Raw genomic sequence first — 26,342 nt, forward strand, 5'->3', positions numbered from 1 at the left:
AATTGAGAGAATTTATCAGCTGCGATTTTACGCTAAACAAAGTTTTTACGATATTCACTTTATCAGTTATTTTTCACATTTATATCGTAATCAAGCCACAGCTTGTACACCCATTATATTTTTTAATGATAAATAAAAAGCCTATTTTTAAGTAAATTCGGCATAGGCCATAGTGAAAACAACAATAGAGCAATTACTCAAGAATAAACTTCAACATCAGTTATTTAGATCATATTCAATTTTAATAAAAAGACAAATGTGTATTAAAAATAGCCATCATGTTCTTATTTTTGATTACAAAATATAATGAGGGAATTGCTTCCCTTTTCATACATTTTTCATATATAAAAAGACTTACTATTTATAAGGTTTTATTTCTAAAAACCACATTTTTTAACTTCATAATTTTTAACATCATAATTACAGGTGAACCATGCAAAATAAGAAGCGCACCCCATTAGACGCGCAACAATCCCATCTTTGGATCATTGGTGGTGGTATCGCAGGTATGGCTGCTGCTGCATTTGCGATCCGTGATGCCAAAGTCCCTGCCAAAAATATCCATATTTTAGAAGAACTCGATATTTCAGGTGGCTCAATGGATGGTGGACATACTCCACATGCCGCGCAAGCTTGGGTAACACGTGGTGGGCGAATGCTGACCGATGAAACTTATTTGTGCCTATGGGATTTATTTTCCAGTATTCCATCTTTGGAAAATCCAAACGTTTCGGTACGTGAAGAATGTCGTGAGTTTAATGAACAAGTGAAAACCCACGCCAATGCACGTTTGATTGATGCCGAACATGTCATTGCGGATGCGGCAAAGCTTGGTCTGAATACACTACATCGTGCGCAGATGCTGCGCCTATTGGCTTCAAAAGAAGAAAAAATTGGCAGTCGCCGCATTGATGAGTTTTTTGATGAAGCCTTTTTTGAAACCAATTTCTGGCGCATGTGGCGCACGACTTTCGCTTTTCAAAAATGGCACAGTGCAGCAGAGTTAAGACGCTATTTCTTGCGTTTTATTCAAGAATTGCCACGCATTCATACCTTAGCGGGTGTGAAACGGACCAAGTACAACCAATATGATTCGATGATTCTGCCCCTACAGCGTTGGCTAGTCGCACAAGGCGTCGATGTGCGTTTTGGACACTATGTCACAGATGCGGATTTCATTACCAATGCTGAAACCCAAGAACGCCATACCTCGCGACTATATGTACAATTGCCTGAAGGCTCAGAGCAAATTAATCTGAAAGCCAATGATTTAGCCATTTTCACTTTAGGCTCTATTACCGCAGACTCACGTTATGGTGGCAATCATGACGTGCCTGCCCTCGTTCGTAATCGAGAAGATCATGGCTGGACACTTTGGGAAACGCTAGCACAAAAAGCCCCAGACTTTGGCCGTCCAATGACTTTTTATGGCAATATCGATGAACATAAGTGGGAGTCTTTCACCCTGACCATGAAAGATGACGTGCTGCTTAAACGTATTATTGACTATACAGGCAATGAGCCAGGTACAGGCGCACTGATGACTTGGTATGAGTCGGGTTGGCATTTATCCATCGTGGTTCCTGCACAGCCACACTTTGCCGACTTACCTGAAGGCCTGTATACCTTATGGGGCTACGGTTTCCAAATTGATCATATGGGCGATTACATCAAGAAACCAATGTCCGAAACCACTGGGCAAGAAATCCTGATAGAACTGATTAAACAGCTCGGTTTTGACGACATTTTAGATCATGTTTTGGCAACCACCAATGTAACCACTGCCATGATGCCATATGCCTCTGCCCTATTCGCCTGCCGTAAGCCGGGGGATCGTCCACAGGTAATTCCACAAGGCTCACAAAACTTTGCCTTCCTTGGACAGTTTGTGGAAATTGAAGATGACGTGGTCTTTACTGTGGAATATTCAGTTCGTGGAGCGATGCTTGCCATTTATGAATTCTTTGGGGTCGAACGTGAAATCCCTGAAATTTACAATGGTCTGCTTGATCCAAAGGTCGGTTTGAAAGCTTTGGAAACCGTGTTCCACTAAGCTTTTAATAATAGTGATAAGAGCACCTTTATGTCGCTACTATTACATAGTTTAATTTAAGCAACGTTTGGATACGCGAGTGTGGCAGGGATGCCACACGTTATCCATCATAACAGGGATGTTATGTATGGGTAACAAAGGCTTTTGCTTACTTTTGGCCTATCAAAAGTAAGGTTATTGCCTACGCAAACACCTTTTGTACTTTATTGAAATGTTGAGGCCGTGTACGCACCTAATTTTAAATTGGATAAAAAGAAAAATTAGATAAAACTTTATACCTCATTAGTAAATAAATTGACTAATCAACATAGGAAAAACACCTCCACGTTTTAAATAAAATACCGAAACTGACTAAGTGCTTTTCTATCGTTTTCTCATGATTTTAGATTTCATAAAAATTACAAAACTCACTTGAAGCTTTGACTGTACAGATGCAGCATAAGACTCATCTAAAACTTTAAAAACAAATCTATGAAACTAGCAGAAGCACTTTTATTGCGTAGTGATTTACAAACCAAACTCACCTCTTTACAACAACGCATCAACAATAATGTGCTAATCCAAGAAGGCGATGAACTGAGTGAAGACCCCAATGCGCTGATGGGTGAGGCCTTTAGTGTGAATACAGAATTACATCATCTGATTGAAAAAATTCATGCGACCAATGCTCAAGCTAAAACCAGTACGGGTCAATCCATGCTCAGTGTTTTAAACACACGTGATTTACTCACACAACAGCATCGTATTATTCAACAGGCCATCGACAGTTCACGACGTGAAAATGGTCGTTATAGTTCCAGTGAAATTCGCTGGGTTAAAACCATTACGGTTGCAGACTTGCAAAAACAAGCCGATGCAATTAGCCAGCAACTCAGGCAAAATAACTTAGAGATTCAAGCTTCAAATTGGCAAATCGAACTGATCTAGCCAAGTTGAGCCATAACAGTTTGGGCATATTGGGCGAGTACAAGGCCTTTTATACGTTTGTAAGGCTTTAATTCAACAAACATTTGCAGGAAGTAAGACGTCTACTTCACATTTTTACAAATCTGACGTAGCACAATGCATCTTTTATACTGTACATCGCACCTTGCACCACCATGTACTGACAATATGCCTCCCTATTTTCACCTATTAGTACGTATCAGCCTGTGTAGGCGTTTTCTGATTAAAAGCCATTTCTTGTGATGGAAGTTTATAGTCACGATCATGCACAGGAACACCACCAATAATCATGGTACGAGCCTCAGTTCTAGGCTGATTCAAATCCTTTTTTGCATCACACGCGGTCAGTTGAGTGAGCAATAAAACCAATACTAGGGTAGATAAAGTTTTCATCATATCCCCTCATTTATCATTATTGTTCTTTCAGCATAGCACTTTTATTTTTCCAATCCTATCGACTTTGTTACAACTCTTATCCATCTACATGATGGTTCTCTGCATATTTTCTTTATTAAAAGAAATATCAACTATTCGTAGATAAAACAATAGTATAAATGATTTAAGTTAACCAAAATTCGATTTAAATATTTATCCGACGTATTGAAAAAACTATCTTGGCGGAGTCTTATCTTGTTTTATTCAATTTCTTCATCAGCCTGCGGCTCGCCCTACTTTTGTTTCGACAAAAGTAGGCAAAACCATTGTCATCTGCAAAACCTGTTCATTTCTTGGATTTATTCAAATATAACGAATAAACATTATCTTATTTACACCATGCAGGTTGCAGATGACGTTTCCGAGTCGCATATTTCTTATCGAAATTAGATTAAATTAGAAAAAGACAAAGGGGTTTACAAAATCTTACAGGATTGAATATTTACAACGGACACTTTTGTCCGTTAAATAATAGCACCCCCAAATCAAATGAAATAATCACCATGACCAGTAGGCAACAGCGTGCTGCACAAAACCGTGAGGAATTGCTGGAAGCCGCAGTTCAGGTTTTTCGTACACACGGGATAAATGCGCCCTTACAACAGGTGATTAACGCAGCCAATGTCGGACGGGCGACTTTTTATCGTAATTTTGATGACCGTCGTGCCTTAGTGATTGCACTCATGGAGCAAGCTTTGGAACGTCTTGCAGTTCGTGCTGAAGCGTTTTCTCAGTATGACGATGGTTTTATTCGTTTAATTGAAAACCATGTCTATAACTTACCGTATTTAACTGCACTGATGGAATATTGGCGGGTGATTGAGCGTGATGATCCCGTCATGGTCGATATCTACGCGCGCCGCGATGCGATTTTACAGCCTTTGATTGATCAAGCTATTCAGCACGGCGTATGCCGCCCCGATTTGACTACCCAAGATTACGCCATGATTACGGCCATTTTAAGGACTTCATTTCAAGGGTTGACCGATATAGAGCAACAACAACTTGCACAGCGTGCGATTGAGCTCTTACTCAATGGTATTCGGGCATAAAGGTCACCACTCATGACACAGCCACCGCGTTTACTCGAACCCGCGCCAAACTGGACAGCTGAAGAAAAACCAACCTTGCCCGGCTCTCCTGCCGTGATTGCGCACTCCACGCCTAAGCGCTTCGTGTATTTTTTTATTGGTTTGTTTGTCGCACTGTCTGCAAGTCTCAGTAATGGTTTTATTACCGCCAATTTGCCCTTAATTCAGGGCGAATATGGACTAACACCCTCTGAGGTGGCATTGATTCCTGCGGCCTATGTCATGGCCAATGTCAGTGCGAACCTGATTCTGTTTAAAGCCCGCCAGCAATACGGTCTACGTCTATTTTCTGAAATTGGCCTACTGATTTTTATTGTGGTTTTGGTTCTACACGTCTTTGTGCATACCTTTGAAATGGCGGTATTGGTACGTTTTATTAGCGGCATGGTTGCAGCACCACTTAGCTCTTTGGGCATGTATTACATTATGCAGGCCTTTAAGCGGGAAAATTTTGGTCGCAGTATTTATTTGGCTTTAGGCTTTCAGCAGCTCGGTATTCCTTTGGCATGGATCATTTCTCCGTATCTCATTGACGTGAATAACTGGAATGTCCTGTATACCTTTGAAATTGGTTTAGCGCTGTGCTGTTTCGCAATGGTGGTGTCTCTTAAGCTCCCCCGTAGTTTAAGAATTGCTGTTTTTGAAAAGCAAGACTTCTTCACCTTTGCCCTGCTTGCGCCTGGTTTTGCTTTTTTGTGTATTGTGCTGACCCAAGGGCCTATCTTGTGGTGGTTTGAAGTGAAATGGTTAGCCTATTTGCTCATTGCAGGGTTCAGCCTAATTGTCATTGGTTTGGTCTACGAGCATTATCGGGTCAATCCGCTGATTATGACGCGTTGGCTGGGGACATCATCCACGCTTCGTTTTATCATTGGTGCCTTTGCCATTCGCTTCTTAATGTCGGAGCAAAGTTATGCTGCCGTGAGTTTTCTCAAAACTATGGGCATGGGCCCCGATCAATTTGTGCCGCTCTATGTGGTGATCTTTTTAGGCATCGTGTCTGGTACCTTATTTAGTGCCATCACTTTTTCACGTGAACGGATTATTTGGCACTTACTATTAGCAGAAGCTTTGGTGTTGATTGCTTGCGGACTAGATTTTCACCTTACCAGCGATATTCGCCCTTCCAACTTCTACGGCAGTCAGTTTTTGGTGGGCTTTGCCAGTGGTGTGTTTATTGGTCCACTCTTGATCACGGGTATCTTAAGCGCCATGCAAAAAGGCCCCACCCATATTGTCACGTTTATTGTTTTATTTTCAGCGACTCAAACATTTGGTGGCTTAGTCGGTTCATCGTTTTACTCCACCTATCAACAAGTCCGAACCCAAAACTATCGTGCTGAGATGATTCAACAACTTCCCGAAACCAATCCATTGATTGCACAGCGTCTTTTAGCGTATCAACAAAGTTCGCATACTTACACGCTGGATCAGCAGTTAGAGCAACAACAAGCCTTAAAAAATCTCAATCAAGTGGTGACTCGAGAAGCTCAAGTGCGTGCCTATAACGATGTGATTAGCTTCAATGGTGTCGTTGCCATGTTGCTGTTGTTGTGGGGGGCATTCCTGATTGCACGAAATCAATATCAACTGCGACAACAAGCGAAAATCGGTCCTGCCTAATACTACTGCTCCCTATTTATTGAGAAATTGTTATGTCTGAAGATCAAAAACCAATAGCTCCCGCTGAAACAACTGCAACTTCTGAAGATGCCTCTCAGCCTGAACAGCCCGTGGCAGCAGCAACACCGATTACGCCGCCTTCGAGTAAACTAATTCCAACAGCGAAACGTACGCTGATCTTGATGTTTATTGTGCTGATCATCGGTATTGGCATCATTTTATGGGCATGGAAAATTGGGCCCTTTGACAGTGCTGTTGAGTCAACAGACAACAGCTATGTCAAAGGCAAAACTACAGTGCTTTCTTCGCAAATTAATGGCTATGTCAAAGATGTGTTGGTCAGTGATTTTGATCATGTCAAAAAAGGACAGGTGTTGATGCATATTGATGCCACGACTTATGACCAAAAAGTGACTCAAGCAGAAGCTGGGGTGGATCAGGCGCAGAATGCACTGTCCAATCAAAGCCAAAATATTGCACAGCGTAAAGCCGATATTGTGGCGGCAGAAGCTAAGGTCGAACAAGCGCGAGCAGCGTACCAACTGTCATTGGCACAACAGCAGCGCTATCAACAGTTAGGAGACTCTGGCGCAGCGTCTAAATCGGAACAAGACAAAGCCTTTGCCGATACCCAAAATAATTTAGCTCTACTGCAACAAGCACAGGCCAATGTATTGGTGGCGAAAGAAGCGCTCAAAACCGCGCAAGTGGCTGAAACAGGACTTAAAGCACAAGTGACCAATGCCGCTGCGCAGCTGGATCAAGCCAAAACCACCAAAAATTACAGCAGTATTATCGCCCCGATGGATGGACAACTGGGTGAAGTCAATCCACGTGTGGGACAATATGTAGCAGCAGGCACACAGTTGCTCTATCTGATTCCGCAGCAAACTTGGGTCACGGCTAACTTTAAAGAGACTCAAATTGCCAATATGAAAATTGGACAAAAAGCATGGTTCACCGTGGATGCCCTCAATCATCAGAAATTTACAGGCCATGTCGAGCAAATTTCCCCAGCGGCGGGTTCAGAGTTCAGTGTACTTAAAGCTGATAATGCGACAGGTAACTTTACCAAAGTGGTACAACGCATTGCGGTACGGATTGCAATTGATCCGAATCAAACGGGCATTGAAAACCTACGTCCAGGCATGTCCGTAATTAGTTCGGTCGATACCCAATCTGCACAACATTAATCTTGTGCAGAAGAAATTCATTTTCATTTACACTATGCTCTAAGCCGAGTTGATAAAAATTCTATGTTTGACCAAATTGCCCAAACCATTCCCTATCAGCAAATTACTGTCGAAGGATTTGAGATCAGCATCAAACGTTTAGACTTGGTCCATCCACACATTTCAGGCAATAAATTTTTTAAACTGAAATACAATCTATTGTCGGCGCAGCAACAAGGCTATAAAAAACTGCTGACTTTTGGCGGTGCCTATTCCAATCATATTGCCGCCACGGCCTATGCAGCGCAGTTATTTGGTTTTGAGAGTCTAGGCATTATTCGAGGCGAAGAACTGGCCTGTAAACCCCTGAATACAACTTTAAATACAGCACAGCAATTCGGCATGCAATTGCAGTTTGTGTCCCGTGAAGCCTATCGTCAAAAGCAAAGCCCAGCATACTTAGCACAGTTACAACAAGATTATCCTGATTATTATGTGATTCCCGAAGGGGGAACCAATCCCCTTGCCATTCAAGGCTGCACAGAAATTCTCTCTGATGCGGATCGAGAAAATTTCGATCTGATTTGTTGTGCCGTAGGGACGGGTGGCACCATTGCGGGTCTGATTGAAGCCAGTCATCCACAGCAGTACGTTTTGGGCTTCTCCGCGCTCAAAGGTGATTTTTTGAGTCGAGAACTACAGCAACTGACTGAAAAACGAAATTGGCAAATTACCGATCAATATTGTTGTGGGGGCTATGCAAAAACCACGCCTGAATTACTGCAATTTATTCAAGACTTTGAACAGTGCTATCAGATTCCACTGGAACAGATTTACACAGGCAAAATGCTGTTGGGCTTAAGCGATTTAATTCAACAAGGTTCATTCCCCAAAGATCATCGTATTTTGGTGATTCATTCTGGTGGGCTACAAGGCCGTTTAGCCGCACTTTAGATAGTCCTGAAAAAGCAAAAAAGATGGTCTATAATGCCCTGCTTTATTTTCCCGTGAGTGTGTCATGTCCACAAATCAATATGATGTCTTAGTTTTAGGTGCAGGTGCATCTGGCTTAATGACAGCCTATATGGCAGCTCAACGTGGACGTAAAGTGGTGGTGGTAGAAAAAGCCAATAAAGTCGGCAAAAAAATTCTCATGTCAGGTGGGGGTAAATGTAACTTCACCAACCTCTATGTCGAACCAAGCAACTTTATTTCACATAATCCACACTTTGTGATTTCAGCCCTCACTCGCTATACCAATTGGGACTTTATTGGAATGGTTTGTGAGTACGGCATTGAATATGAAGAGCGTAAACACGGTCAGCTGTTCACCCTAAAAGGTGCCAAAGAAATTTTAGCCATGCTATTGAGCGAGTGTGAAAAAACAGGTTTGGTCGACATTAAAACCAACTGTGAAGTGAAAGCCATCACCGCACTCGATGAGCAAGGTTTTCAAATTGCTACGACACTGGGTTATTTTGAAGCCGAATCTGTAGTCATTGCGTCGGGTGGTTTATCTATTCCGACCTTAGGCGGTTCAGGCATTGGCTATGAAATTGCAAAGCAATTTGGTCACCATGTATATCCAACTCGCGCAGGTTTGGTGCCTTTTACCTTTTCAGATAGCTTTAAAGAAGTGACCACTCGCCTAAGTGGCAACGCGGTCGATGCGACTTTATCAAATGACTTAAACGCTTTCACTGAGGCCCTTTTATTTACCCATCGTGGACTCAGTGGGCCAAGCTCGCTACAACTGTCGAATTATTGGGATGTCGGACAAAGCTTCAAAATTGACTTCCTGCCAAGTGTGGATTTGCACGACTATTTAAAAGCTAAGAAGCACAGTCAACCCAAAGCCTTACTTCGCACTTTAATGGGTGAACATTTGCCTAAAAGTGTGGTGCTTGAACTGCAAAACCTCATTTGGCCTGAACTGGCTGAAACAGCGATTGGCCAACTGTCGGATGAAAAACTGGAGCACATTGCAACACGCTTGCATGCGTTTGAAGTCAAACCATCAGGAACTGAAGGCTACCGTACTGCTGAGGTGACTTTAGGCGGTGTAGACACCACTGAAGTTTCATCGAAAACCATGGAAAGTAAAAAGCAAAAAGGCTTGTACTTTGTCGGTGAAATATTGGATGTGACAGGACATTTGGGTGGTTTTAACTTCCAATGGGCATGGTCATCTGCGCATGCCGCATCAGAATATGTCTAAACCATCTGCTTAAATGATAAATTATTCTAAATAATCAGTGCGTAGCAGTACGCACTGCTTTTGCTTCCGCTGACGGGCAAGTGCTAAGTCCATTTTCGCAATGGCAATATGGACATGGCTCGGCTGGATCACTGAACGTTTCGTCATCAATGTTTTTTTTAATATTTGTATCATCTGTTTTTTCCTTTTTAAACTGCAATTTATAAAAATAAATCGTGAAATGTCCATGCAGCTATCACAAAAGTATAGGCATGTAAGTATTTCTAATTTATGAAATATCCATATTCCACATGCATCAAACATACCAAATTAAAGTTCATTCAACACTATAGACTTTTGTATTATTTTTCATCAGATTCAACCGCATCACGTCCCTCAGTTGCCGCAGTCGGTATTCTTGCAGCATTAGCGTGTGTTGTTCTATCGATTTTCGGTTTTGCAAATACAAATTTATAAGCACTCACAAAAAATCCAACCGTAATACCCGCGATGATGATTGGGGCAAAATATTTATTTGGGGCTTTTTTTGACATCGGTTTACTCCAATAAAAAAACACCAACCGCCATCAGCGGTCGGTGTTTAGTGTGATTAATTTAGTCTGGATCTTTGGGGTGAACATCAATATCTTGTTCAGCTTCACCCGTTGAACCAAAAGGTTTATTTAAAGGTTTATGCGCAGGATCGACCTCTGCTGTAGTTGGAATATCATCTGCATGTTGATATTCCTCTGCAACCGTTGGCGTATCCATTTGCTCTTTCAGTGAGACATGCTCTTCTTTGCCTTGTGCGGGTTGCGTCCTTTCAGCTTTGGCCTGATAAAGTGGATTCGGTTGCGTACCTTCTTTTTTGGCTTTATCTAACAAATCGGTCAAAACCCGTTCCGCAGGTTGACGCCCACCGAGACCAAAAGCCAGTGCAAATGCAATGGCAACTGCCCCAAGCGTTAAGCCAAAGGCCAAGTTTACAATGGAGTCTGCGATACCCATGGCACGTAAGCCCATCGCCAATACCAAGCCAATGATCAAGACACGAACAATGTTCGCCACCCAACGAGAGCTGTTGTATTCACCACGCTCAATCACCTGAGCAACCAAGTTCGCCAGCCAGAAGCCCACGCCCAGAATGACTGCACCTAATAGGATGTTTGCACCAAACTGGATAAACATCGCAATCAAACCACTGATCTGTTCAAAGCCGAGTCGATTTGCTGCTTCAGAGACTGCAAATAACATGGTAAAGAACACAATGAAATAACCCACGACGCAAGATGCTTTGGTGTTTCCTAAGAAACGTTGCAAGCCAACTTTGTTTGGAATGTCATCTACACCTGTTCCCGACAAGACTTCAACCACAAGGCTTGCGACAAAACGTGACACCACATAGGCCAAGATTAAAATCAATGCCGCCGCAATGATGTGCGGAATCGCATTCATGATTTCATACAACATGGCCGTCGCAGGTTGAGAAATTGCATCAATCCCTAAAGCTTCAAACGCAATAATCAGCGCTGTGATAATAACGATTGCAAAAACAAAAGATCCGAGCACTTTGGCCAAATCTGAGTTTTTAAACAGTCCTACTTTTTCAACCTGTTTTTGTACATCTAGACTTCTCAATAAACCCTCAATAATGCCCCGTACAATTTTTGCCAGAATATAGCCCGCAAAAACAATTACACCCGCAATAAAGATATTTGGCAGATACAGTACGGCTTCATTGACCATATTTTGGATCGGAAAGAGCAGCCCAGTCAGACCGAGTATCGACAAAACAATGGGTAAGAATAGTAATAAAATCAGCCAATAGACAATTTCACTGATGTTTTGACTCAGCGTACTGACTCCGACATCCTGACTGAGTTTTTCATCTAACTGAGTCCGATCCAATCCTTTTTGTAAACCCACTTTGACCAGATTTGCCACAATCCAGCCAATAAAACCCACAGCAACAGCAGCCAGTAGTTGTGGAATAAACAACAAGAACTGTTGAACCATACTACTAAATGGCCCACTTACACTGGTGAGATTGAGAACATTGAGTGCACCAATCACCGCAATAATCAAGATGAGCCAAAACACAACTCGAGAGATAATATTTTCAATATTTGAGCGATGGCCGGTAGCATTGGAAAGTTTTTGGTTGGTCCCGAGTTTGGTTAAAACCTTTTTCACAGCACCTGCAATCAATAATGCAATAATCCAACCAATGATCAGGATGGCGATTGCGGACAGGATTGGGTGAAACTGGTCCCAATAATACATCGCATCAAATCGACCCTGATGCCCTACATAATCATTCATTTTGTTCTCCCTCTTGTTGTGTATACATCACAGCGACCTTTGCTCAACTACAGATTTTAGTTTTGAAGTGATTGTCTGCCATGAGGTATGAATGAGAAATGGAATACCTTTTGATGACTGCTAAAGAAAAAACCCCTGTACATTACAAGGGCTTTAGTCACATTTAGCGGTCAGTTGCAGTCGCCGTATTGCTATCGTTGGCTGTCGCTTCGTCACCTGCTGTTGCAGTGGTACTGTTATTTGGTGTTGCAGGCTCTGCACTCGGATTCGGATGTCCTGGAGGCGCCTCATTCGGATTTGGCTTGGTATCTGCAAACATATAAAATAATAATGCGATTAAGAAAATTCCGACCAATGCCAATATATACAAGGGCACGCGTTTTTTCTTCTGCCGCTCCTCTGGCGTTTGCACATGGGACGGTTTATTGAAATCATGTGGCATAGCTCCCCCTCAATTGTCTATTATCAAGTTGTCGAATTTTCATACTAACAACTGCTTGTGTAGCATTGTGTTTCAAAGCATAGCGAGATAGTAAACAAACGCTTTATTTTAATCTAAGTTATTATTTTTTATATTTTTAAAAACAGTCACTCTTCTGTCAATTCAGTGTTAAAAGTCATATAAAAAGTATTTCATATACACATAGACAAAAAGAGTCTGGCGAACAGCGTTCTTTAAATGAATTTGCGCTATAATTATGCACCTTGTTTTAGCTGTTTTTGGACTTTATGGCATATCGTCAACAAAGTGTAACGCTTGATTTAGACACTGATGTTACGCACCAATGTCATTTGCACTACACGCGAGACCAACATCTTATTGGTATTATTGAATTTTCTAAGCCTAGTTATATTTTAAAATGGGGTGATCTGGAGTTTTTCCGTCGTCGTACTGAAGAGTTTTCAGTGATGCCTTTTCCTGAATGTGTCAATGCCATGATTATTGACATTCGAAATGTGCAAGCTTTTTTAGACAATGAAACACCGATTATTCCTTGGCGCTTACTGGAAGAAGAATGTCCTGTGCGTTTAGTTGTGCCTCAAGACCGTTTAGATCACTATATTGGACTGTTTGAGCCAACATGGCTGACAACAGATATTGAAACGGCTATTTCTGAAATCCGTGAATATATGGATATGTTTGTGCACTAAGCACTTCTTGATACACACCTGCTCATCTCCTCCCCTTGCGATTGTGCCCCGTCATTTGTTCATAACGTACAGTCGCTTTTATTTTTTAATCCTCTGCGGAAAACGTAGGACAGTAAACCGAATCTAACTGACCTTTATATACTGCGTCCTAAAACGGATCATCTTCAAAATAAAGCACTTTTCTTTGCTATTGCCGTTTTAGCATGTTCTACACGAACAAAATCCATTCTGTCATGCATCCATAACGAAACGCATAGCCAACCCTGTGGCATTAGACATTAGCCTAATAAAATGAATTATAAAACTTGAAATGGCACGCATTATGCATAATTTTCTTTTTAATATCAGAGGAATATAGCGATGCACTTATTTAAAGCATTATTAACAAAATATTAAATATCCCTCTTGAGCAGCAAAAGCAATCTCGATTAAGATGCAGACTAAGCTGTAAAAAAACACCATAAAAAGAACATCTTTTGCACAGAATAAAGCTTTAAACCAATTCTGACGTTTTTGATAAAAACAATGCAATTGATGCTGCAAACAAAAGGAGTTTGTACATGACTATGCAACGTAATCTTTCTACCTTATTTTGTGCAAGTGCACTTGCGCTGAGCCTTAGTGCATGTAGCGACAACAAAGCACCTGCAGCGGATGCAGCTAGCACTGGCGCAGATGCTTCACAGTCAGGCACTTTAGATAAGATTAAAAAATCAGGAACCATTGTTTTAGGTTACCGTGACTCCTCTATTCCATTCTCCTATATCGCAGACAACCCAAATCAACCTGTCGGTTATGCACATGATTTACAGCTCAAAGTGGTTGAGGCTGTTAAACAAAAGCTGAATATGCCTGATTTGAAAGTTCGCTATAACTTAGTCACCAGCCAAAACCGTATTCCATTGGTTTCAAATGGCACAGTCGATCTTGAATGCGGCTCAACTACAAACAACAAAGAACGCCAGCAACAAGTTGATTTTTCTGTTGGCTTCTTTGAAGTGGGTTCACGTTTACTTACTACAACCGATTCAGGTGTGAAGGACTTTGCTGACTTAAAAGGCAAAAAATTAGTAACGACAGCAGGAACAACCTCTGAACGCTATATCCGTCAGCATGAAAAAGAACTCGGTATTGGTGAAGTGATTTCTGCCAAAGACCATGCTGAATCATTCTTGATGCTGCAAAGTGGTCGTGCTGCTGCGTTTATGATGGATGACATTTTACTTGCTGGAGAAAAATCGAAAGCCAAAGATCCAAACAAGTGGCACATTGTTGGTACAGCACCAATTCAAGAAGTTTATGGCTGTATGTTGCGTAAAGGCGATACTGGCTTTAAACAAGTGGTTGATGATGCAATTAAAGCTACTTATAGCTCAGGTGAAATTAACAAGATGTACAACAAATGGTTTGAACAACCAATTCCACCGAAAAACATTAACCTGAACTTTGCTATGTCAGACCAACTTAAAGCCTTAATTGCAAACCCACATGACCGTGATCAGTAAACGATAAAGGAAGAATTAATGTTCACTCAGGCAAAGTTTCTTTGCCTGACCTATTTTAGGGGATTGTCATGAATTATACCTGGAACTGGGACGTCCTTTGGCAATCCACAGGCGTCGGAGATAGCACCTATCTCAGTTGGATTTTAATTGGTTTAGGCTGGCTGGTTGTTATTGCCATTGTGGCTTGGAGCATTGCAATGGTGCTCGGAAGTATTCTCGGCATTATGCGCACGCTTCCCAATAAAACCGCACGTGCTATCGGCACTGGCTACGTCACCATTTTTCGTAATGTACCGCTACTGATCCAATTATTTATTTGGTTTTATGTGGTGCCGAATTTCTTACCTGGTCCGATTAAGTCATGGTGGATTAATGATTTAAGTGCAGGAACAACAGCGCTGATTTCAGCCAGTATCGGTCTGGGACTGTTTACTGCAGCACGTGTCTGCGAACAAGTCCGTACAGGCATTGAAGCCTTACCTACAGGACAGGTCAATGCAGGTTATGCCATGGGTTTTAGTACCGCACAGCTATACCGCTATGTCATTTTACCGCAGTCCTTCCGTACGATTTTGCCGCCTCTGAGCTCAGAGTTGACCAACTGCGTCAAAAATACTTCTGTAGCCTCTTTAGTTGGGGTCTCCGAGATTATTTCGCAGATGAAAACCATCAGCGAATATACGCAGAACACCATCGAAATCTATACCTATGTCACGATTATTTTCATCGTTATCAACGTGTGCTTAATTACCTTAATGACGCTGCTTGAAAAACGTTTACGTGTCCCAGGTTTAATTGCAGGAGCTAAATAATGGAATGGCTCACCGCATTTACCCATGATTTGCAGTTATCTGCACCTGCCCTATGGCATGGTTTAAGCATCACTTTAAAAGTGGTCTGTATTGCCACCATTGGTGGTATTTTCATTGGCACGCTGTTGGCACTGATGCGTTTGTCTTCAATTCGCATCTTGAATTTAATTGCCCAAGGCTATGTCAATTTATTCCGCTCGATTCCACTCCTATTGGTATTGATGTGGTTCTACTTTGCTGTACCGTTCATCTACACCACAGTCACGGGAAATTACCTGACCATTGATACCGCTTTGGTCTCAAGTATTGTGGCGTTCATGTTGTTTGAAGCAGCTTATTTCTCGGAAATTGTACGTGCAGGGATTCAATCGATTCCTAAAGGACAGTCTGCCGCGGCTTATGCACTAGGCATGACCTATGGTCAGTCCATGCGCTTAATCATTTTGCCGCAAGCCTTTCGTAAAATGACACCGCTGCTGTTACAGCAAACCATCATCTTGTTCCAAGACTCAACCATGGTGTACGCCATTGGCCTACTCGATTTTTTCCGCACCAACTACGTGCGGGGCGATTTGATGTCTCTATTAACGCAATATATTTTATTTGCAGGCCTAATGTATTTCACCATCAGTATGCTAGCCACATATGCAGTAAAACGATTACAAAGGAGGTTAAGCGTATGAGCGACCAAAAAGTAATGATTGACCTCCAAAATGTCAGTAAATGGTATGGCGATTTTCAAGTATTAACCGATTGCACCACACAAATTTGCCAAGGTGAAGTGGTGGTGGTCTGTGGTCCATCCGGCTCAGGCAAATCGACCCTGATTAAAACAGTGAATGGACTGGAAGCTTTCCAACAAGGTCAAATCACAGTTGATGGAATTCCCATCAAAGACCCGAAAACAGATTTGACCAAATTACGCAGTCGCGTAGGCATGGTGTTTCAGCATTTCGAACTCTTTCCACACTTGAGCATTACTGAAAATTTAACCATTGCACAAATTAAAGTATTGGGACGCTCTGAAGCTGAAGCGAAAAAGAAAGGCTTAGGCTATTTAGAGCGTGTTGGGCTGAGTGCGCATGCACATAAATTTCCAGCACAACTTTCAGGTGGACAACAACAACGTGTCGCAATTGCCCGTGCCTTAAGCATGGATCCGATTGCCATGTTGTTTGATGAGCCTACATCGGCGCTTGACCCTGAAATGATTAATGAAGTTCTTGATGTGATGGTCGAGCTGGCACATGAAGGTATGACCATGATGTGTGTCACCCATGAAATGGGCTTTGCCCGCCAAGTGGCCAACCGTGTATTGTTTATGGATCAAGGTAAAATTGTCGAAGACTGTAGCAAAGATGATTTCTTTAACACCAAACGTGGTGATCGTGCTCAACAGTTCTTAGACAAGATCTTGCACTAGCACAGACGTATTATCCCACATTAAAAAAGCAGATCGTGTGATCTGCTTTTTTAATTCACGCTCTAGTCTAAAACCAAGCGCGCATTGGTGGCTTGAACAGGACGATTATTCGGATACCCCATCAGTGCAGCGAAGTTTGCGATTTGCTGTGCTGATGCCTGCTGGATATCTTTTAAGACCACCCAACGTACACCTTCAGTACACGGTGGTGTCGTGAGCGAACCATTAAAACGGTAGTACTCGCGTTGTGTCGGCAGAAATTGATCTGCGTTTAAATTGAGTGCTTTCTGGGGTTGCCTGTACTGCTGCCACAGCCCATCAAGTGCTTGATTCTTTTTCCCTTGTTCATATATCACCGCAACCACAGCCAGCTCTCCTTTTTCAGAAGCATGGACTAAATGTAATTCCATCGGAAAACTTTTGCCGTGAATCGTATTTTCTGAAGGGCTATGTAAATGCATTTGCAATAATTGAAATCGTTCTCCCTCTAAACTTAAATAACTGCCTTGATGAAAATTGGCTTGTAAAGTATGAGGGAGCTTCACAATACTCGTTGCAGCCGTTTTATAATCAAAATCAAGTGGCGCAAGGTCTGCTGAAATCACATGCTCAAGATTAATGGGCGATTGATTATGCCCCGCACAAGTTTGGTATTTGGTGTTGAGCTGGCTCCAATACTGCGGTGCTGTTTGTGCTTGATAACCCCAATCCGAAGTTACTTCACTACTGGCCCAAGCCATCACACATGGGAGACCAAACAATGTTGCTATTAGTTTTTTCTTCATCATAATCCATCAAAAAATATCAGTTTAAAACGCCCCAATATCCTCTAAGAAATCACGCTCAAGCAGCAAAACCTAAAATGCCAATTCTGCCTGCTTGTCTTTGTTTTTTGTGCAAACTCTGTAATCATGACTTTTCAGCAAAAAGCCAATGCTGCCCTACTTTTTGTCTTGTTCTAGATGAAAAATGATGAAATAGGACTGATCATATATCACAATAATTACAATTAATTACATGCAATTATGTGATTATTCACCCTTTATCTGTGATAAATTAAAATAAGAATGAGAAAATACAATCATGTTTAAAATCTTTCACTGATGCACAATCACCACGCACATTTCATGGCATGAGCGTTCCAAAAGAGAACAGAGCAACGGAGACTCAAATAAAAATAGCGGCTGACCGATTTTTTTTATCATTTTTTTTGTGTTGCTACTTTTGGGTTTAACTCAAAAGATAAAATATACACCTGTATATTTAAAATAAAGAAACTTAGATAAACATAATATATTCATAAACTTAATATTAACTTATATTTTAACCCATGCACCACTGCAATGCACAAACACCATCATGGTGCACACTTTTGCTTTATATCGAGTCTTGTTATTTTTAAGCAAAACTTAATCAATATTTCCTTTTTGCTGAGATCTTCACGAAATTACAGGCATCAGTATACTGAGTTTCTTTTTGCAAAATTTTGCACTCAAATGGAACCTAAACATGCAAAATATTGACTTACTTTTTCTTCTTCTTGGTGCGGTTTTAGTCCTTGCCATGCACGCGGGCTTTGCTTTTTTAGAACTAGGGACAGTTCGTCATAAAAACCAAGTCAACGCTTTAAGCAAAATTTTAACGGACTTTTCACTTTCCGCAATCGCCTACTTCTTTGTTGGTTATTACATTTCCTATGGACATCATTTTTTCCATATCGGGGATACCTTAGCGGCGGATCATGGTTATAACCTGATGCGCTGTTTTTTCCTGCTCACTTTTGCGGCCGCAATTCCAGCCATTATTTCAGGCGGTATTGCCGAGCGTGCCAAAATGCGCTCACAAGCGATTGCAACCGTGTTATTGGTGGCCTTGGTTTATCCTTTCTTTGAAGGAATCGCATGGAATGGCAACTTTGGTTTACAACAGTGGCTACAAGATACTTTCGGTGCAAGTTTCCATGACTTCGCAGGTTCAGTGGTCGTACATGCTATGGGAGGCTGGATCGCTCTGGCTGCGGTGGTTCTACTCGGTGCACGTGATGGTCGCTACAAAAAAGATGGCCGTGTCAGTGCGCATCCTCCTTCGTCTATTCCGTTCTTGGCTCTAGGTTCATGGATTTTGATCATCGGTTGGTTCGGCTTTAATGTGATGAGTGCGCAGCGTTTAGATGCAATTTCAGGACTGGTCGCGATTAACTCACTTATGGCCATGGTTGGCGGTACTTTGGCAGCTAACTTCGCAGGAAAAAATGACCCTGGCTTCTTACACAATGGCCCTTTAGCGGGTCTTGTGGCAATTTGTGCAGGTTCAGATGTCGTACATCCGATTGGGGCATTGGTGATTGGCGCCATTGCTGGACTGATTTTTGTCAAACTTTTCACCTACACCCAAAACAAGCTAAAAATCGATGATGTACTCGGTGTATGGCCTTTGCACGGCGTATGTGGTGCCTTTGGTGGGCTTGCAGTCGGGATCTTTGGTCAAAAATGGCTTGGTGGTTTGGGCGGTGTTGCGATGATGTCACAGCTGATTGGAACGCTATTGGCTATTGGTATTGCTCTTATTGGTGGATTGGTGGTCTATGGCGCTTTAAAAGCCACGATGGGCATCCGTTTAAGCCAAGAAGATGAATTCCGCGGTGCCGATTTATCCATTCATAAAATCTCTGCCAACTCAGATGACAGTATGTTCTAAAGCATTTCCATTTTAATGCGGCTCACATGGGCCGCTTTTTTTTATTCGTATTGAACATTATAAGAGGCTTTTAGCGCTCTAAATAATCGAAAATCTCAGACAATGCCGTAATACTCGGTGCAGTCATCTGTACTAAAGGAACATGAAAGCCTGATAGCCACAGCGCTTGCATTCCTGCCTGCTGCGCACCTTGTACATCATTAATAGGATGATCTCCTATAAATAAGCACTGCTCCACATCAACAGCCAACTGCTGTGCGGTATCTATAAAAATATCAGCTTGGGGTTTGGCTTGACCAAACAATCCAGAGCTATTGATCACATCAAAATAATGCTGAAAGCCCAAGCCATTTAATATAGACAGCCGTGTGGAATGACCGCCATTTGAAATAATGGCGAGTTTATATCCTGCTTGCTTTAGACGGGTCAGTGTTTGCTCAGCCTCAGGCATTGCCACAGCGCTGCAACCAAACTGTTCAAACCAGAAATTGCTTAACTCTTCTAAATGTGGAGGCACCTGCCAGTTTAACTCCTGTAGCAACGCATAAGCCACAGAAGCACCGATACTGGGATGGGTTAAATACTCTTTTAAGGGATAACCACCATTGTCAATCCGATTCACAATCGACTCAATCTGCTCCACATCAACGCAGTTAAGTTGGCTTTGATAATAGTCGACAAGGCTTTGACTAAAAGCCGCAACACTTCGTCCACGATGCGTCAAGGTATTATCCAAATCAAATAGAACAGCACGTATCGACATGTTTAAACCTCATGTATTTGAGAGCAAATGTAACACTGAAACGACACTTTGTATTCGCCTTAAAGCGATAACCAAAGCACAGATCATGCTAAAGCAGATGAAACAGCGTTTATGTTAAGCCTCGTTTAAGCTGACGCTGTTGGAATAGCGCTTATTTTCAGAACATGGCCTCACTTGTGTCGGATCAGCAACGTTTTTTCATCCTTCAGTTTTTTATTTTGACGCTGGGTTTTGCCGTATTGTGGCTGCTCTTCCCTGTGGCGGGCACCATCGACTTACAACTGATTCACCCCTTTATGGATCAAACTGGTCATTTTCCACTAAAGCGCGACTGGGCCTTAGCAGAACTGAATCACCGTTATGTTAAAGACATCATCATCGCAGTGTATGTAATTTATTTGCTGAAATGGCTCACTTCATATAAATGGGCTACGTTCAAGCCCCAGCGTTGGCAAAATGGTTATTTCATTGGCTTAGTCCTCATCAGTACCAGCCTCATTGGGATTTTAAAATCACAATCTGCGCATGCCTGCCCATGGGACATGACACTGGCCACAGCACATGATTTCTTTTGGGACTTATCAGCCAGCGCAGGACATTGCTTCCCTGGAGGACATGCCGCAACAGGTTTTGCACTCTTTGTGGGATATTTCGTATACCGTCTAAATGAACCCAAACGCGCGTGGTTTTATTTGCTTGCTGCCCTGATTTTAGGCTTTGTCATGGGTTGGGCGCAAATGATGCGGGGTGCGCATTTCCTTAGTCACAATTTATGGACGGCATGGGTGATTTGGCTGGTCAATGTACTGGCATATGCGCTGTGTTATAAACAGTTTACACTGTCCAGCCCAACTCAAGCCGAAACTACAGCTTAAAGATCACTTGAACTTGTAAGCCGCCCAATCCTGCACTTTGTCCAAAGTGCAGTTTGGCGCCAATTTTTTCTGCGGCTTTATCGACAATGGATAAACCCAATCCACTGCCGACTTCCAGATGGTGATGTACGCGATAGAAACGCTTTAAAATATGATCATAAAGTTCTGGCTCAATGCCCGGTCCACTGTCTTCAATTTGAACAATGGCTTGCTGATCTTGCTGATAAATGGAGACATTAATCACGCCCTGTTCAGGCGTATATTTAATCGCATTATCCAAGAGATTATAGACAATAGAATGTAAGGCTGAACTTTGAGTTTCTAGCCAAAGTTCTTCATGCTGTTCCAAGCCTAAATCGATGCTTTTGGCTAGCGCCAGCTCCATCAGTTGCTCCATACATTCAACCGCCACATCACTTAGCCCTAGCCTTTGTGTCGGTTCTAAACTTGGTAAGGAAGCATCCTGTTTCGCCAAATTGAGCAGTTGTGATACCAAATGTTGAGTCCGAATTAAGCCTAAACTTAGGTTTTTTAATGCTTGGTGTTCTGGAAACTCATGCAGCAAAATTTTCATTTGCAAATTCAGTGCTGTAATAGGGGTTCTGAGCTCATGCGCTGCGTCGGCAATAAATTGCTTTTGTTCTTTTTGCGACAGCGAAATGCGTTCAAATAAACGATTCATTTCATTAATGGTCGGAAGAATTTCCAGTGGATAACCGTCTGGACGAATCTCACTCAGTTCATATGGTTCACGCTGTGCAAGTTCCGCTTTAAACTCATCTAAGGGCTTTAGACTACGCCCAATAATCCAACTTAGTCCCCATAAAGCCAAAGGCATAAACAGTAAATATGGAATCAACATATTGGCCGCCAGCTCTAAAGCCAGCTTTTGTCTTACACTGCGCTGCTGACTGACTTGAATTTGATACTTTTCTGTTGGCAGCACATAGGTATTCCATAAGCCTTGTGCTGTATGATGAGTATAAAATCCTGCTTTTTTGACAGGTTGTATTAATAAATCAAACTCATGTTGCCGTTGTTCAGGCAGTCCATACGACCAGACATCTACAAATAAATCTTCTTCGTGATAGTGTCTGTCCGCCTCAAATTCACTCTTAATTGGAGCGGGATCATGCGCTGCAACACGCTCTGCCAAATTACGCATTTGTGCATCGAGTATCTCATTGGTCTCTTCAAGTGCAATGCGATACGCTGCAATCACCAACAAACACCCCATCACAATACTAAATAAAGAGGTATAGGTAATCAGTTGACGCTTTAAAGAAACAGGAGTCGACTTCGCCATCGTTATGCTTCAACCTGCCCCAAACGATAGCCTAAACCTCGAATGGTACGGATAAAGTCTTTGCCAAGTTTGGCACGCAAATGGTGAATATAAACTTCAATGGTATTGCTATTAATTTCCGAATCAAGGTCATAGAGCTTTTCTTCCAAATTGGTTTTGGAAAAAATTTTATTGGGATGACTGACCAGAGGAATTAAAATAGCCCATTCTCGGTTCGACAAATCAATGGTCTGCCCTTTGTACTTGGCTAAGTGCAAATCTTCATCTAACTCTAGACCTGCATAACTCAAAGTCTGGCTTTGTTTTTGCTGTTTTAACGCGCCACTACGACGTAATAACGCATGAATACGTGCCAGCAACTCATCAAACTCATAAGGCTTAATTAAGTAATCATCCGCACCATGGTTTAAACCATCAACTCGGTTTTGTAATTGATCTCGTGCCGAAATAATCAGCACAGGCAAAGTCGGATAAAGTGAGCGAATATTTTTAAGGACCTGCATCCCATCCATCATCGGTAGGCCCAAATCCAACAACACCACATCAAATGGATATTGTTGTAATTGCTTTAAACCATCAAAACCATTATTGACCCATACCACATCAAACTGCTGATAACGCAGCAGCGTTTGTGTGGACTCAGCAATCATAAAATCATCTTCAATAATCAATATTTTTGACATGGTCTAAGCGCTCGCTTTGGTCGCAGTACAGTGTTCTAACATATTATTTTTTGAATCAATCACTGTACTTTTTACCCCAAGTAAACTCAATAAGCTTGGGAACAAATGATCTTGGCTTAATTCTTGGCTTTTTTGTTGCCCTAAGCAAGCGATTTGTTGCGGATTCCGCTTTTGCCATGTTTCTGAAAACCACATCAGCATCGGCACGTGGATCTGTTGGCTCGGTGCAATGGCATAAGGTGAACCATGTAAATATAGCCCGTGTTCACCAGTCGACTCACCATGGTCAGATAAATACCAAAAACCAGTTTCAAAGTTTGAGTTTTGCTTCAATACACCAATCAGTTGACTCAACACATGGTCGGTATAAACAATGGAGTTGTCATAACTATTTTTCAGCTGTTCAGGTGTGCAGGCTTGAATGGCATTGGTTTCACACATCGGTTGGAAAGGCTGAAACTTAGGCGTTGAACGCTTATAGTAAGCTGGTCCATGACTGCCCATTTGGTGTAACACAATTAAACGTGGCGTTTTATCATCAGCCGCAATACCAGCCATATAGGCTTTTAAGCTATCCACCAAAATTTCATCGGTACATTCGCCATCGGCTGAACACCATTTTTTCTGTATCGGTTCTGGAATTTTATACTGTTCAACCCGATCACAAACGCCTTTACAGCCAGAGTTATTGTCAATCCATGTCACTTTGTAACCAGCACGCTGTGCAAGGTCTAATAAACCTTCACGGTGGTGCGCTAACTGTGCATCGTAGTTTTCACGTGGCATGCCTGAAAACATACAAGGCACCGAAACTGCAGTGGCTGTCCCGCAAGAACTGACTTGATTAAAGTTGATGACATTGAGTTTTTCCAGCTCAGGGTTGGTCTTTTTCGCATAGCCATTTAAAGAAAAACTTTCTGCACGTGCCGTTTCACCGACCACCAAAACCATCAATTTCGGCAAGTTTTGCTGTTTGACTTGCTCTACCAAATGGGCATCTTCACCATAAGTCACCAACGGTAAATGCTGCTGTGGTCGATTTTTTTTATAATATGACAGCGTTGAACTGATCGCATTTTGCGGTGAAATCATCCCTTTGAGATCACGATGCTCACGGAAAATCGCGGCATAATCAACAAAGAAAATAAACAACATGCCTGCAATCAGTAAAATAGAAACTGCACTACCGAACAGCTTGTGCAATAACACGGTTTTGAAAGGATCACGGCGGATTTTGACCTTAAATAAAACCACTAAAGGTAGCACCACCACCGCCCCAATCCACAGTACTAGACGCCATGACAACAAGTCGCGCACTTCATTGCCATCGGTTTGCATCATGTTTTGGATCTGATCTGGTGTGATCGAAACGCCTAAGCTGTTAACAAAATATGCACTCATTCCACCAATGATGATCAATAACGCAGCCAACCCTTTAGCCATCGGTCGCCACTGTAGCAGCTGAAAAACCAAATGATAAAAAGCCAACACCACCAAAACGGTAGCACCGATAAAAGCATACGCTTTGAAACCATGATACGGTGTAAGCAACTGAACTTGCTTATAGAACATCACATTTAAAACCACGGCTAACCACAGCGCCAAATATACGTTAAAGCGCGAAAGTGAAACATCTTTAAAAATAGACTGCAAATTGAACATTTTAAATTATGTCTTGCTGAGCGGATGTCCCCAATGTAGTTTTCTAAACTTAAAACTCGCTTAAATAAAAAAGGCGCTGTGGCCAAATATATAACGCCATACCGATCAGTTAAGCAATCAGATGCCCTTTTTGAGCCCACAATATTATTTAATACGCGGAAACGTCATCCGAAACCTGCATGTCCATTTAAAAGGAATGTTTTGGCAAAATGATCATTTAAATGCAGAAAAGAAAAAGGTTTTGCGGATGACAAATGTTTTTGGTTCTTTTGGCTCAACCGAAGAACGGACGAGCTCCAAATATTGAATTTTAAAATACGAAGATTCCATCGTGAACGACAAAAAGTTAAGGAGTTTCTATAAAACTTAACTGATTCGCATGAATCTTTAGAGACTTTGCCCTTTTCCATCACTTAAACATTAAAATTTGTACTCGATGCCCGTACCTACTACAGGTTGTTTGGTTTCAAATGATGCTTGTTCAAGCGTTAAAATCCCTGCGTAACCATAAGCTTTAACTTGCTTAGTAAAGGCATAGTCAGCACCTGCAATAAACTGCTGTGCATCAAAGTCTTCTTTAGATATTTTAAAGCTGGTTGAGTTTTGACTGTATTGCGCTTTCACTGTCCAAGCTTTGGCAGTCGGTAAGTTATATTCAGCCCCAACCAACCAGCCTTGTGCGTCGTCTATGGCAACCGCGGCAGCATCATTGCCTTGTACATCCGCCACTTCAGAAGTTTGATATAAGGCTTTCAGTGCCAAACCATTATTCAGATTTACTCGACCAATCGCGCGCAAGGTATCTGCTGCTGCAAAAGCACTGCCTGCAACCCTGCCAGTCACTTCAGGCGCTGACGCATTCAACGTGCCACGTCCTGCAAAAGTTGACGGAATGGCCTTATCATAACCAATCCCTGCAACAAACTTTTTACTGTCATAGACCACTGATGCTGACCAAGCATCGCCCAGACCACGCCCTGCAACTTTTGCACCGCCTTTAGATTTTTCAATCCCCCCTGCTTCACCTGTTGCTAACAGTGCCGCAGCTTTCAGTTTACCTGTACCCACTCCCCAAGCAGGTGTTTCATAGACCAGCACGTTATCGACTCGGTTCTCACCCGTGAAAATCCCCGCCACATCGGCTTTGTTGGCCACATAGTTATTAAAGGTATCTACCACTGAAGACAGTTGTTTAACAGGGGTATCAATTTTACCGACTTTCAATGTACCCAATTTCTGGTCTTGTAAGCCAACGAGTAAATTACGCGGAACGAAAGTATCCGTGCTACCGCCATTGTCCACATAGAAGGTAAATTCAGCTTGGTATAGTGCATTTAAGCGATCTGTCAGCTTCTCTTCGCCTTTTAACCCCAAAAAGGAGTTGTTGGAATTCAGCTCGACCACATCGCGGTCTTTATTTGGCGAGGCATTGTCTTCAGGTAAATAATCGGCCGTGACATCAATTTCACCATAAAAAGTAGGTGCTGCGAATGTTACCCCTGCCACTAAACTTAAAGCGATTGCGGCTGCAATTTGTGTTTTCATTATCAAAATATCCTACGGTAAATTTGTTACAAATATTACCGTTCAGACATATATGACAGAACAATTAAAAAATTATTTAGT

Annotated in this window: 25 protein-coding genes; 14 read left to right on the forward strand and 11 right to left on the reverse strand. The window is 42.1% G+C overall.

The genetic code is table 11. From position 1 onward, the window contains the following. Positions 1-433 precede the first annotated feature (433 nt). Positions 434-2,053: an oleate hydratase gene (locus F986_RS09855; protein WP_004694546.1), complete on the forward strand. Its 1,620-nt coding sequence runs from the start codon at positions 434-436 to the stop codon at positions 2,051-2,053. Between the two features lie 471 nt (positions 2,054-2,524). Next, positions 2,525-2,980, forward strand: a complete 456-nt coding sequence (locus F986_RS09860) for a DIP1984 family protein (protein WP_004694548.1) — start codon at positions 2,525-2,527, stop codon at positions 2,978-2,980. Positions 2,981-3,187: 207 nt separating this feature from the next. Here F986_RS09860 and F986_RS09865 read toward each other — a convergent pair whose 3' ends face one another. Continuing rightward, positions 3,188-3,391, reverse strand: coding sequence for an NF038215 family lipoprotein (locus F986_RS09865; RefSeq protein ID WP_004694549.1), 204 nt, complete (start codon positions 3,389-3,391; stop codon positions 3,188-3,190). A 545-nt stretch (positions 3,392-3,936) separates the two neighbouring features. On the opposite strand from F986_RS09865, the gene F986_RS09870 reads away from it, so the two are divergent. From F986_RS09870 to F986_RS09890, 5 genes are all read left to right on the forward strand, one after another. Further along, entirely contained in the window at positions 3,937-4,485 is a 549-nt protein-coding gene (locus F986_RS09870; protein WP_004694552.1) for a TetR/AcrR family transcriptional regulator, read from the forward strand. A 12-nt stretch (positions 4,486-4,497) separates the two neighbouring features. Continuing rightward, on the forward strand, positions 4,498-6,147 hold the full coding sequence (locus tag F986_RS09875) for an MFS transporter (protein WP_004694553.1): 1,650 nt from the start codon (positions 4,498-4,500) through the stop codon (positions 6,145-6,147). 32 nt (positions 6,148-6,179) lie between these two features. After that, a complete protein-coding gene (locus F986_RS09880) occupies positions 6,180-7,340 on the forward strand; it encodes an HlyD family secretion protein (RefSeq protein WP_004694556.1) in 1,161 nt (386 codons plus the stop codon). Positions 7,341-7,403: 63 nt separating this feature from the next. After that, on the forward strand, positions 7,404-8,273 hold the full coding sequence (locus F986_RS09885) for a 1-aminocyclopropane-1-carboxylate deaminase/D-cysteine desulfhydrase (RefSeq protein WP_004694557.1): 870 nt from the start codon (positions 7,404-7,406) through the stop codon (positions 8,271-8,273). 64 nt (positions 8,274-8,337) lie between these two features. Beyond that, on the forward strand, positions 8,338-9,537 hold the full coding sequence (locus F986_RS09890) for a BaiN/RdsA family NAD(P)/FAD-dependent oxidoreductase (RefSeq protein WP_004694560.1): 1,200 nt from the start codon (positions 8,338-8,340) through the stop codon (positions 9,535-9,537). 21 nt (positions 9,538-9,558) lie between these two features. Here the strand turns inward: F986_RS09890 and F986_RS18440 are convergent, their stop codons facing one another. The 4 genes from F986_RS18440 to F986_RS09905 all read right to left on the reverse strand — a co-directional run bounded on the left by F986_RS18440 (position 9,559) and on the right by F986_RS09905 (position 12,280). Next, positions 9,559-9,711 carry a hypothetical protein gene (locus F986_RS18440; RefSeq protein WP_004694563.1) on the reverse strand — a complete coding sequence of 51 codons (153 nt, stop codon included), beginning with the start codon at positions 9,709-9,711 and terminating at the stop codon, positions 9,559-9,561. A 167-nt stretch (positions 9,712-9,878) separates the two neighbouring features. Next, positions 9,879-10,070 carry a hypothetical protein gene (locus F986_RS09895; RefSeq protein WP_004694565.1) on the reverse strand — a complete coding sequence of 64 codons (192 nt, stop codon included), beginning with the start codon at positions 10,068-10,070 and terminating at the stop codon, positions 9,879-9,881. A 61-nt stretch (positions 10,071-10,131) separates the two neighbouring features. Next, positions 10,132-11,838 (reverse strand): mechanosensitive ion channel, encoded by a 1,707-nt coding sequence (locus tag F986_RS09900; RefSeq protein WP_004694567.1) that lies wholly within the window; start codon positions 11,836-11,838, stop codon positions 10,132-10,134. Positions 11,839-12,001: 163 nt separating this feature from the next. Then, the gene (locus tag F986_RS09905) at positions 12,002-12,280 is read right to left on the reverse strand and encodes a hypothetical protein (protein WP_004694569.1); all 279 of its coding nucleotides are present in this window, start codon (positions 12,278-12,280) and stop codon (positions 12,002-12,004) included. 287 nt (positions 12,281-12,567) lie between these two features. Between F986_RS09905 and F986_RS09910 the strand changes: the two genes are divergently transcribed. From F986_RS09910 to F986_RS09930, 5 genes are all read left to right on the forward strand, one after another. Further along, on the forward strand, positions 12,568-12,990 hold the full coding sequence (locus F986_RS09910; protein WP_004694572.1) for a hypothetical protein: 423 nt from the start codon (positions 12,568-12,570) through the stop codon (positions 12,988-12,990). A 560-nt stretch (positions 12,991-13,550) separates the two neighbouring features. Next, positions 13,551-14,495 (forward strand): transporter substrate-binding domain-containing protein, encoded by a 945-nt coding sequence (locus tag F986_RS09915; RefSeq protein WP_004694574.1) that lies wholly within the window; start codon positions 13,551-13,553, stop codon positions 14,493-14,495. Between the two features lie 68 nt (positions 14,496-14,563). Further along, entirely contained in the window at positions 14,564-15,307 is a 744-nt protein-coding gene (locus tag F986_RS09920) for an amino acid ABC transporter permease (RefSeq protein WP_004694576.1), read from the forward strand. Beyond that, complete coding sequence (locus F986_RS09925; protein ID WP_004694578.1) at positions 15,307-15,990, forward strand: ABC transporter permease subunit; 684 nt, start codon at positions 15,307-15,309, stop codon at positions 15,988-15,990. Before F986_RS09920 ends, F986_RS09925 begins: the two co-directional genes overlap by 1 nt. A gap of 14 nt (positions 15,991-16,004) precedes the next feature. Next, positions 16,005-16,730, forward strand: a complete 726-nt coding sequence (locus tag F986_RS09930; protein WP_010326224.1) for an amino acid ABC transporter ATP-binding protein — start codon at positions 16,005-16,007, stop codon at positions 16,728-16,730. Positions 16,731-16,792: 62 nt separating this feature from the next. Here F986_RS09930 and F986_RS09935 read toward each other — a convergent pair whose 3' ends face one another. Next, on the reverse strand, positions 16,793-17,515 hold the full coding sequence (locus F986_RS09935; RefSeq protein WP_004694582.1) for a carbonic anhydrase: 723 nt from the start codon (positions 17,513-17,515) through the stop codon (positions 16,793-16,795). A gap of 724 nt (positions 17,516-18,239) precedes the next feature. Between F986_RS09935 and F986_RS09940 the strand changes: the two genes are divergently transcribed. After that, positions 18,240-19,427 (forward strand): ammonium transporter, encoded by a 1,188-nt coding sequence (locus tag F986_RS09940; protein WP_004694584.1) that lies wholly within the window; start codon positions 18,240-18,242, stop codon positions 19,425-19,427. A 70-nt stretch (positions 19,428-19,497) separates the two neighbouring features. On the opposite strand, the gene F986_RS09945 is transcribed toward F986_RS09940, so the two are convergent. After that, positions 19,498-20,190, reverse strand: a complete 693-nt coding sequence (locus F986_RS09945; protein WP_004694586.1) for an HAD family hydrolase — start codon at positions 20,188-20,190, stop codon at positions 19,498-19,500. Positions 20,191-20,354: 164 nt separating this feature from the next. Between F986_RS09945 and F986_RS09950 the strand changes: the two genes are divergently transcribed. Next, a complete protein-coding gene (locus F986_RS09950; protein WP_004694588.1) occupies positions 20,355-21,065 on the forward strand; it encodes a phosphatase PAP2 family protein in 711 nt (236 codons plus the stop codon). Here the strand turns inward: F986_RS09950 and F986_RS09955 are convergent. The 4 genes from F986_RS09955 to F986_RS09970 all read right to left on the reverse strand — a co-directional run bounded on the left by F986_RS09955 (position 21,055) and on the right by F986_RS09970 (position 26,261). Continuing rightward, positions 21,055-22,371, reverse strand: a complete 1,317-nt coding sequence (locus F986_RS09955) for an ATP-binding protein (protein WP_004694590.1) — start codon at positions 22,369-22,371, stop codon at positions 21,055-21,057. The genes F986_RS09950 and F986_RS09955 overlap by 11 nt on opposite strands. A 2-nt stretch (positions 22,372-22,373) precedes the next feature. Then, complete coding sequence (locus F986_RS09960) at positions 22,374-23,054, reverse strand: response regulator transcription factor (RefSeq protein WP_004694591.1); 681 nt, start codon at positions 23,052-23,054, stop codon at positions 22,374-22,376. A gap of 3 nt (positions 23,055-23,057) precedes the next feature. After that, positions 23,058-24,716 (reverse strand): phosphoethanolamine transferase, encoded by a 1,659-nt coding sequence (locus tag F986_RS09965; RefSeq protein ID WP_004694594.1) that lies wholly within the window; start codon positions 24,714-24,716, stop codon positions 23,058-23,060. A gap of 420 nt (positions 24,717-25,136) precedes the next feature. After that, a complete protein-coding gene (locus tag F986_RS09970) occupies positions 25,137-26,261 on the reverse strand; it encodes a porin (protein WP_004694595.1) in 1,125 nt (374 codons plus the stop codon). Positions 26,262-26,342: the final 81 nt, after the last annotated feature.

The sequence above is a fragment of the Acinetobacter johnsonii CIP 64.6 genome (assembly GCF_000368045.1).
GTDB lineage: Bacteria > Pseudomonadota > Gammaproteobacteria > Pseudomonadales > Moraxellaceae > Acinetobacter > Acinetobacter johnsonii.

Excerpts from the sequence above, each read along its gene's own strand:
- F986_RS09875 (WP_004694553.1), top strand. The coding sequence starts at position 4,498 with ATGACACAGCCACCGCGTTTACTCGAACCCGCGCCAAACTGGACAGCT.
- F986_RS09945 (WP_004694586.1), bottom strand. The coding sequence starts at position 20,190 with ATGTCGATACGTGCTGTTCTATTTGATTTGGATAATACCTTGACGCAT.
- F986_RS09895 (WP_004694565.1), bottom strand. The coding sequence starts at position 10,070 with ATGTCAAAAAAAGCCCCAAATAAATATTTTGCCCCAATCATCATCGCG.
- F986_RS09925 (WP_004694578.1), top strand. The coding sequence starts at position 15,307 with ATGGAATGGCTCACCGCATTTACCCATGATTTGCAGTTATCTGCACCT.
- F986_RS09930 (WP_010326224.1), top strand. The coding sequence starts at position 16,005 with ATGATTGACCTCCAAAATGTCAGTAAATGGTATGGCGATTTTCAAGTA.
- F986_RS09855 (WP_004694546.1), top strand. The coding sequence starts at position 434 with ATGCAAAATAAGAAGCGCACCCCATTAGACGCGCAACAATCCCATCTT.
- F986_RS18440 (WP_004694563.1), bottom strand. The coding sequence starts at position 9,711 with ATGATACAAATATTAAAAAAAACATTGATGACGAAACGTTCAGTGATC.
- F986_RS09920 (WP_004694576.1), top strand. The coding sequence starts at position 14,564 with ATGAATTATACCTGGAACTGGGACGTCCTTTGGCAATCCACAGGCGTC.
- F986_RS09965 (WP_004694594.1), bottom strand. The coding sequence starts at position 24,716 with ATGTTCAATTTGCAGTCTATTTTTAAAGATGTTTCACTTTCGCGCTTT.
- F986_RS09870 (WP_004694552.1), top strand. The coding sequence starts at position 3,937 with ATGACCAGTAGGCAACAGCGTGCTGCACAAAACCGTGAGGAATTGCTG.
- F986_RS09935 (WP_004694582.1), bottom strand. The coding sequence starts at position 17,515 with ATGAAGAAAAAACTAATAGCAACATTGTTTGGTCTCCCATGTGTGATG.
- F986_RS09885 (WP_004694557.1), top strand. The coding sequence starts at position 7,404 with ATGTTTGACCAAATTGCCCAAACCATTCCCTATCAGCAAATTACTGTC.
- F986_RS09890 (WP_004694560.1), top strand. The coding sequence starts at position 8,338 with ATGTCCACAAATCAATATGATGTCTTAGTTTTAGGTGCAGGTGCATCT.
- F986_RS09905 (WP_004694569.1), bottom strand. The coding sequence starts at position 12,280 with ATGCCACATGATTTCAATAAACCGTCCCATGTGCAAACGCCAGAGGAG.
- F986_RS09860 (WP_004694548.1), top strand. The coding sequence starts at position 2,525 with ATGAAACTAGCAGAAGCACTTTTATTGCGTAGTGATTTACAAACCAAA.
- F986_RS09880 (WP_004694556.1), top strand. The coding sequence starts at position 6,180 with ATGTCTGAAGATCAAAAACCAATAGCTCCCGCTGAAACAACTGCAACT.
- F986_RS09960 (WP_004694591.1), bottom strand. The coding sequence starts at position 23,054 with ATGTCAAAAATATTGATTATTGAAGATGATTTTATGATTGCTGAGTCC.
- F986_RS09910 (WP_004694572.1), top strand. The coding sequence starts at position 12,568 with ATGGCATATCGTCAACAAAGTGTAACGCTTGATTTAGACACTGATGTT.
- F986_RS09915 (WP_004694574.1), top strand. The coding sequence starts at position 13,551 with ATGACTATGCAACGTAATCTTTCTACCTTATTTTGTGCAAGTGCACTT.
- F986_RS09940 (WP_004694584.1), top strand. The coding sequence starts at position 18,240 with ATGCAAAATATTGACTTACTTTTTCTTCTTCTTGGTGCGGTTTTAGTC.
- F986_RS09950 (WP_004694588.1), top strand. The coding sequence starts at position 20,355 with ATGGCCTCACTTGTGTCGGATCAGCAACGTTTTTTCATCCTTCAGTTT.
- F986_RS09970 (WP_004694595.1), bottom strand. The coding sequence starts at position 26,261 with ATGAAAACACAAATTGCAGCCGCAATCGCTTTAAGTTTAGTGGCAGGG.
- F986_RS09865 (WP_004694549.1), bottom strand. The coding sequence starts at position 3,391 with ATGAAAACTTTATCTACCCTAGTATTGGTTTTATTGCTCACTCAACTG.
- F986_RS09900 (WP_004694567.1), bottom strand. The coding sequence starts at position 11,838 with ATGAATGATTATGTAGGGCATCAGGGTCGATTTGATGCGATGTATTAT.
- F986_RS09955 (WP_004694590.1), bottom strand. The coding sequence starts at position 22,371 with ATGGCGAAGTCGACTCCTGTTTCTTTAAAGCGTCAACTGATTACCTAT.